At 69.5% G+C, this 6,401-nt stretch carries 9 protein-coding genes; 5 read left to right on the top strand and 4 right to left on the bottom strand.

The window, feature by feature from the left end; all coding sequences use genetic code 11:
* Window positions 1–273 precede the first annotated feature (273 nt).
* Complete coding sequence (locus VFE05_16275; protein ID HET6231631.1) at window positions 274–546, bottom strand: hypothetical protein; 273 nt, start codon at window positions 544–546, stop codon at window positions 274–276.
* On the opposite strand from VFE05_16275, the gene VFE05_16270 reads away from it, so the two are divergent.
* Complete coding sequence (locus VFE05_16270) at window positions 539–1,114, top strand: M90 family metallopeptidase (protein HET6231630.1); 576 nt, start codon at window positions 539–541, stop codon at window positions 1,112–1,114. The two genes, VFE05_16275 and VFE05_16270, sit on opposite strands and share 8 nt — an antisense overlap.
* A gap of 93 nt (window positions 1,115–1,207) precedes the next feature.
* Window positions 1,208–1,756, top strand: coding sequence for a peptide-methionine (S)-S-oxide reductase MsrA (gene msrA / locus VFE05_16265; GenBank protein HET6231629.1), 549 nt, complete (start codon window positions 1,208–1,210; stop codon window positions 1,754–1,756).
* Between the two features lie 245 nt (window positions 1,757–2,001).
* Here msrA and trxA read toward each other — a convergent pair whose 3' ends face one another.
* The 3 genes from trxA to VFE05_16250 all read right to left on the bottom strand — a co-directional run bounded on the left by trxA (window position 2,002) and on the right by VFE05_16250 (window position 3,869).
* Window positions 2,002–2,364: a thioredoxin gene (gene trxA, locus VFE05_16260; GenBank protein ID HET6231628.1), complete on the bottom strand. Its 363-nt coding sequence runs from the start codon at window positions 2,362–2,364 to the stop codon at window positions 2,002–2,004.
* Window positions 2,365–2,388: 24 nt separating this feature from the next.
* Window positions 2,389–2,742: a MerR family transcriptional regulator gene (locus VFE05_16255; protein HET6231627.1), complete on the bottom strand. Its 354-nt coding sequence runs from the start codon at window positions 2,740–2,742 to the stop codon at window positions 2,389–2,391.
* A 191-nt stretch (window positions 2,743–2,933) separates the two neighbouring features.
* Complete coding sequence (locus VFE05_16250) at window positions 2,934–3,869, bottom strand: RluA family pseudouridine synthase (protein ID HET6231626.1); 936 nt, start codon at window positions 3,867–3,869, stop codon at window positions 2,934–2,936.
* A 126-nt stretch (window positions 3,870–3,995) separates the two neighbouring features.
* Between VFE05_16250 and VFE05_16245 the strand changes: the two genes are divergently transcribed.
* From VFE05_16245 to glyA, 3 genes are read left to right on the top strand one after another with little or no spacing between them, the layout of a single operon-like run.
* Entirely contained in the window at window positions 3,996–4,592 is a 597-nt protein-coding gene (locus tag VFE05_16245; GenBank protein HET6231625.1) for a hypothetical protein, read from the top strand.
* A 50-nt stretch (window positions 4,593–4,642) separates the two neighbouring features.
* On the top strand, window positions 4,643–5,077 hold the full coding sequence (locus tag VFE05_16240; protein HET6231624.1) for a hypothetical protein: 435 nt from the start codon (window positions 4,643–4,645) through the stop codon (window positions 5,075–5,077).
* A 48-nt stretch (window positions 5,078–5,125) separates the two neighbouring features.
* Window positions 5,126–6,376 (top strand): serine hydroxymethyltransferase, encoded by a 1,251-nt coding sequence (gene glyA / locus VFE05_16235; GenBank protein HET6231623.1) that lies wholly within the window; start codon window positions 5,126–5,128, stop codon window positions 6,374–6,376.
* The last annotated feature ends 25 nt before the right edge of the window (window positions 6,377–6,401 follow it).

Here is a 6,401-nt window from a genome sequence, read left to right as displayed (position 1 = left end):
AGCGCCGGTGCCTGCACGTGGCCGGAGATCAGCACCGTCCTGCTCGCCGGCGCCCTCCCGCTGCTCGGCCTCGTCGCCGCGCTGCCGATCTACCGTGCCGGTGTGCCGCTCCGGAACCGCCTGGCGCGCGAGGACGCCGAGCGAGCCGCGGACGCCTCGTCGGCCGCATCGGGCGGGTCGGACGATCGGGCCGGCGGTGACGCTACAGATGCCGAACGCGACGTGGCAGACGCAGCCGGGTCGGATGACGCGGGCGACACGCCGCTGGACGAGCTAATCGACTGGCTGCACGAGAAGATGCACGGCAGCCCGGAGATCAGCGACGAGCGGCGGGCGCTGATGGAGGCGCCGTTCCCGCCGGAATGGGCGGAGATCATCGACACGAACGTCGCGCTGGTGCGGCGGCTCACGGCGGACGAGCGGCGCAAGCTGGAAGGGCTGGTGCAGGTCTTCCTCGCGGAGAAGAGCTTCGAGGGCGCAGGCGGCATGGAGCTGGACGACGAGGTCCGCGTGACCATCGCCGCGCAGGCGTGCTTGCTTGCTCACGCTGCACCTGCGCGACCCGTTCTACTCGCGGCTGCGCTCCATCGTCGTCTACCCGCACACCTACGTGCCGCAATCCGCGGCGGGCGTCCACTCGATGACGCTGCAGCCGAAGGAGGAGACGTCGCGCCTGGGCGAGTCGTGGCAGCACGGCGCGGTGGTGCTCTCGTGGGATTCGGCCCGGCGCGACGTGGCGGACTTCCACGACGGCAAGAATGTGGTGCTGCACGAGTTCGCGCACCAGTTGGACCAGGAGCACGAGGGCGCGGACGGCGTGCCCGTCCTCCCCAACAGCTCCGCGTACCGCGCGTGGGGCCGGGTGATGCGCGAGGACTTCCTGGAGCTGCGCGAAGCGGTGGAGGACGGCGAGCGGACGGTGATGAACCGCTACGGCGCCACCAACCCGGCGGAGTTCTTCGCCGTCGCCACCGAGTGCTTCTTCGAGAAGGCGGAGGTGCTGCGGCGTAGGCATCCGGAGCTGTACGAGGAACTCAAAGGGTACTATGGACAGGACCCTGCGGGCGCGGGTCCGGTGCCGGAAGGCGGCACGCCCGCCGGGAGCGCCGCGTAGCTGCCGGGCGCCACTCGCGGGCACGCGGCTCGCGTCGCCCGCACGGGTGAGATGCAGACGACAACCGAAGCAGACGCCGGGGAGGGCGGACGGATGGCTGAGAACCAGACGAAGGAAGTGGCTACGCTGGGTGCGGGCTGCTTCTGGTGCGTGGAAGCGGTGTTCGACGACCTGCGCGGCGTGGAGGACGTGGTTTCCGGCTACATGGGGGGCACGCGGCCCAACCCCACGTACGAGCAGGTGTGCGGCGGCAACACCGGCCATGCCGAGGTGGTGCAGGTGACGTTCGACCCCGCCATGGTCTCGTTCCGCGAGATCCTGGAGGTCTTCTTCACCGTCCACGACCCCACGACGCTGAACCGGCAGGGCGCGGACACGGGCACGCAGTACCGCTCCACCGTCTTCTACCACTCGCCCGAGCAGAAGGCCACGACCGAGCAGGTCATCCGCGAGATGGACGCGGAGAAGATCTGGAACGCGCCCATCGTCACCGAGGTCGCGGAAGCATCGACGTTCTACCCGGCGGAGAACTACCACCAGGAATACTTCGCGCGGAACCCGAGCCAGCCCTACTGCCAGTTCGTGGTCGCCCCCAAGGTCGCCAAGTTCCGCAAGAAGTACGTCGAGGCGCTGAAGAAGTAAGCCGTCCCGACTCCCGCATCGGAGCCTCCGCAACGCCGCGATCTCACGGCAGCAGCCTGCGCAGGCGGGCTTCGCGCCCTTGTAGCCCGCGGCTTTAGCCGCCAGGGCGCCGCCGCCGCCGCGGTCAATCGGGACGATGGAATCGAACACGAACGACGAAAACGGGCCGGACGCATCCCATCGCGTTCGGCCGTTCGTGTGTCCGGGAGATGCGGATCGTCCGCATCTCGCCCATCTGCCGAAGCTTACGCGTGCTGCTGGAGCGTGGCTTCGATGCGGGCCTTGGGCACCGCGCCCACGATCTGGTCCACGACCTTGCCATCCTTGAAGAACAGCAGCATGGGGATGGAGCGCACGTTGAAGCGCGCCGCGAGACGCTGGTTCTCGTCGCTGTCGACCTTGGCGACCTTCACCTTGCCCGCCTGCTCCGCCGCGATCTGGTCCAGCATGGGCGCGATCATGCGGCACGGCCCGCACCACGTGGCCCAGAAGTCCACGATGGTAAGTCCTTCCTGCTGCTCCACTTCCTGCGCGAACGTCGCGTCGGTCACATCTACGGTGTTCTTCATCGTCTTCTCTCCCGTGGGTTCAGCTTGTTTGTCCCGCATCGTCATCTCGTCTTCACGCCCAAGTCAGCACGGCTCCAGCGTGCAGATGCGTTCCTCGATGCGCTGCTTGAGCTGCTGCAGCGTGCGCATCTGCTGCTCGATCTTCGCGACCTTGTCGCGGTACAGCGCCAGCGTGCGCTCGCCGCAGTTCGTGTCCGGCGCGGCGCCCATCAGGCAGCCGGAGAGCGACAGCACCTCCTCTACCGTGAAGCCCGTCTCCAGCAGGTGCCGGATGGCGCGGACGCGTTCGACTGCGGTGCCGTCGAACTCGCGGTAGCCGTTGGGCTTGCGCGTGGCGGTGAGCAGCCCCGCGCGCTCGTAGTGGCGGATGGAGCGCACGCTTACGCCGGTCCGCTCGGCGACCTCTCCCACTTTCATCGTCCCCATCTCCTGCTCGCCGAAGTCCCGGCGCCACGTGCCGGCACGGTCACGGGCGGAATGTAAACCCTGACGCCAGTGTCAGGGTCAAGGGCAGGCGCGACGCATCTCCCGCCGCGGCCGATCCGGGGGCTACCGGCGTGCGATTCGGTAGATGTGATACGCGTTTGCGCGTCGTAGTCGTCGCTGCTTTAGGCCGGCGCGCGGCGCAGGCCCTCGCGAACGCGGGCGAGGTCTTCGGGCAACGGCGCCTGGAACGTCATGCGCTCGCCGCACGTGGGGTGCGTGAAGGCGAGCCGCGACGCGTGGAGCGCCTGGCGGCGCAGGCCAGGCGCGGGCGGGCCGCCGTACTGCCGGTCGCCCAGCAGCGGATGCCCGGCGTGCGCCATGTGCACGCGGATCTGGTGCGTGCGGCCCGTCTCCAGCTCCAGCTCCAGCAGCGTCGCGCGCGGGTAGCGCTCGGCCACGCGCCAGTGCGTGACGGCGGGCTCGCCCGCATTGGGGCGCACGGCGCGCAGGTTGGCCAGCAGCTTGTGCTTGCCGATGGGCGCGTCGATCGTGCCCGCGTCCTCGTCGAACGTGCCGTCCACCAGCGCCAGGTACTCGCGCTTCAGCTCGCGTTCGCGGAGCTGCCGGTCCAGGTGCTGGTGCGCGAAGGCGGTCTTGGCGACCAGCAGCAGCCCGGACGTGTCGCGGTCCAAGCGGTGCACCGGCCGCACCTTGGCGCTGATGCCGTGCTGCCAGAAGTGGTACGCGATGCCGTGCGCCAGCGTCTCCGTCTGGTCCGGCTGGGTGGGGTGGACGAGCACGAACGGAGGCTTGTCGACCACCAGCACGTCCGCGTCTTCGTGGACGATGCTCAGGTCCATCTTCACGCGCTCCAGCATGGCCTCCTCCTGCACCACCGCGCGCGCCGAGACGGTGTCGCCCTCGCGCACCTTCTTGCCCAGGAACGCGGGGCGGCGGTTGAGGAGGATGCCCTGCCCGCGCGTGAGCTTCTGGATCATGCGCCGGGAGATGGACATCGAGCCGGTGACGATCTCCTCGACCGTGCGGCCTGCTTCCTCCGCGGTGACGATGTGCTCCATCCAGCGGCGGGGCTGATAGTTGCGGGACTGCTCGGCCAAAAGGACGTCCGGTTTCGGTAGATGGATGGCGTGCGGCCTTGCGGATCGGCCGCCGCGGAGCGAATCGTAACACGCGCGCCGCTCGCGCGCACCGGCGCACCACATCTCCAGACTCGCAACGTGCCGATGCCCATCCGCTTCAAACCGCTCGCCTCTGCGCTCGCCGCGGCATTCTTCGTCTCCGGCTGCTGCGGCTCCGACCTGGGCGAGCGGGTGCGCTCGACCGGCTCCGCAACGGTGGAGCTGGACGGCGCTCGGTCCGAGATTGTCCTGACGGGACAGGCCGACGCGGACGCGCTCGGCGACGTTACGTTCCGCGACCTTCGGGACGCGCTGCGGGGCGGATCGCCTTACGCCACCGTCATGGTGAGCGGGCGCACGGGCACGGAGCCGGCGCTTCGCTTCGTGCTCGCGCTGCCCACGCCGCTGCGGGCAGGGACGACGATCCCGGTCACGGGGGCGTTCATCTTCGTGCAGGACGCGAGCGGCGCCGAGCCGTGGGGCTTCATCGACTTCCCCGGCGAGGGCGCGGCGCGGGTATCCATCGCCATGCCGGGCTTCGACGCGGTGAGGGCGAGTGGGTCGGTGGTGATCACGAACGTCACGGCCGCCGGTGTGGAGATGCGCGTGGACGTGACCGCGCAGAACGAGGCGGGGCGGACGGTTCACTTCGTCTCCGGCTTCTTCGGCGTCGCGGTGGAGACCACCGGCCAGACCTGCTGAGCCGATGCCGGATGCGGACGCATGCCGCTCGATCAAAACGAAGAGGAGAGATGGACGACGACCTGACGGTGTTCCCCACGCAGGGCGAGATGAAGACGCTGGAAGCCGAGCTTCGCGCCGCCATGCAGCACCAGCGCGCTGCCTACGAGCGGATGATGGAGATCCAGGCCGAGGTCGACGCGCTGATGGAGCGCGCCCGCATCCTCCTCGAACGCCGCGAATCCGCCGAATTGGCCGCGGATGCGGAGCCGGTGGAAGACTTCGCGCCAGCATCTGCCCAATCCGCATCTCCCGAATCCACATCTTCCGAACCCGCATCGACCGGCTCTGCATCTCCCGATTCTGCCGAGCCGAGTGGTGGTGATTCGGGCGATGGAGGCAGGCCGGAAGCCGCACCGCATCGGCCCGCAGCTACGGATTCGCCGGCTTCGGGCGGCGTGGCGGAGGGACCGGACGGGCTCGACACCCGCGGGGCGGCGGGCTAGATTCGGCCCTCTCGCACCGACTGCTTCGCACCCGGAAGAACCGAGCGCATGGACGCCCTGAAGAACGCGGACCCGCAGATCCACGGCCTGCTGGTGGAAGAGGCCGAGCGGCAGGAGCACCAGCTGGAGATGATCGCCAGCGAGAACTTCGTCTCGCACGCGGTGCTCCAGGCCATGGGCTCGGTGCTGACCAACAAGTACGCCGAAGGCTACCCCGGCAAGCGCTACTACGGCGGCTGCGAGGTGGTTGACAAGGTGGAGGACCTAGCCCGCCAGCGCGCCCTGGAGCTGTTCGGGGCCGACCACGCGAACGTGCAGCCGCACTCCGGCGCGCAGGCCAACATGGCGGTGTACTTCGCGCTCCTCGAGCCGGGCGATACCATCCTGGGCATGAACCTGTCCGAGGGCGGGCACCTCACGCACGGCTCGCCGGTGAACTTCAGCGGAAAGCTGTACAAGGTGGCCGCGTACGGTGTCCGCGAGGACGACCACCGCATCGACTACGGCAAGCTGCGCGACCAGGCCATGCAGGTGCGCCCCAAGGTGATCGTGGCCGGCGCCAGCGCCTACCCGCGCCAGATCGACTTCGAGGTGTTCGGCGAGATCGCGCGCGAGAGCGGCGCCAAGCTGTTCGTGGACATGGCCCACATCGCCGGGCTGGTCGCCACGGGGCACCACCCCAACCCCGTTCCGCACGCCGATATCGTCACCAGCACCACGCACAAGACGCTGCGCGGCCCCCGCGGCGGCCTGATCCTGTGCCGCGAAGAGTACGCGAAGGCGGTGGACAAGCAGATCTTCCCCGGCGTGCAGGGCGGCCCGCTCATGCACGTGATCGCCGCCAAGGCGGTCGCGTTCGGCGAGGCGCTGCGGCCGGACTTCAAGGCGTACTCGGCGCAGGTGATCGACAACGCGCGCGCGCTGGGCGAGGCGCTGGCGGAGCGCGGCTTCACGCTCGTGTCCGGCGGGACGGACAACCACCTGCTGCTGGTGGACCTGCGCAGCAAGGGCATCACCGGCAAGGACGCGGAGAAGGCGCTGGACCGCGCGGCCATCACGGTCAACAAGAACACCGTGCCCGGCGAGACGGCGTCGCCCTTCGTCACCTCCGGCATTCGCATCGGCACGCCGGCGCTCACCACGCGCGGGCTGGGCGTGGCGGAGATGCGCACCATCGCGGAGCTCATCGACCGCGTGATCACCAACCCGGCCGACGAGGCGACCGCGAACACTGTCCGCGGCGAGGTCCGCGAGCTGTGCGACCGCTTCCCGCTCTACGGCGACTGGGCCCGCACCTGACCTCGCGTACACGTCCACCGAGGCC

The sequence above is a fragment of the Longimicrobiaceae bacterium genome, from assembly GCA_035696245.1.
Lineage (GTDB): Bacteria > Gemmatimonadota > Gemmatimonadetes > Longimicrobiales > Longimicrobiaceae > DASRQW01.
Note: the sequence above shows the minus strand (reverse complement) of the source record. Positions and strands in the feature narration are given on the sequence as shown.

Bases quoted from the DNA above. Each gene is read 5' to 3' on its own strand.
- glyA (HET6231623.1), top strand. From the start codon at position 5,126: ATGGACGCCCTGAAGAACGCGGACCCGCAGATCCACGGCCTGCTGGTG.
- trxA (HET6231628.1), bottom strand. From the start codon at position 2,364: ATGCGGGACAAACAAGCTGAACCCACGGGAGAGAAGACGATGAAGAAC.
- VFE05_16255 (HET6231627.1), bottom strand. From the start codon at position 2,742: ATGAAAGTGGGAGAGGTCGCCGAGCGGACCGGCGTAAGCGTGCGCTCC.
- VFE05_16245 (HET6231625.1), top strand. From the start codon at position 3,996: ATGCCCATCCGCTTCAAACCGCTCGCCTCTGCGCTCGCCGCGGCATTC.
- VFE05_16240 (HET6231624.1), top strand. From the start codon at position 4,643: ATGGACGACGACCTGACGGTGTTCCCCACGCAGGGCGAGATGAAGACG.
- msrA (HET6231629.1), top strand. From the start codon at position 1,208: ATGGCTGAGAACCAGACGAAGGAAGTGGCTACGCTGGGTGCGGGCTGC.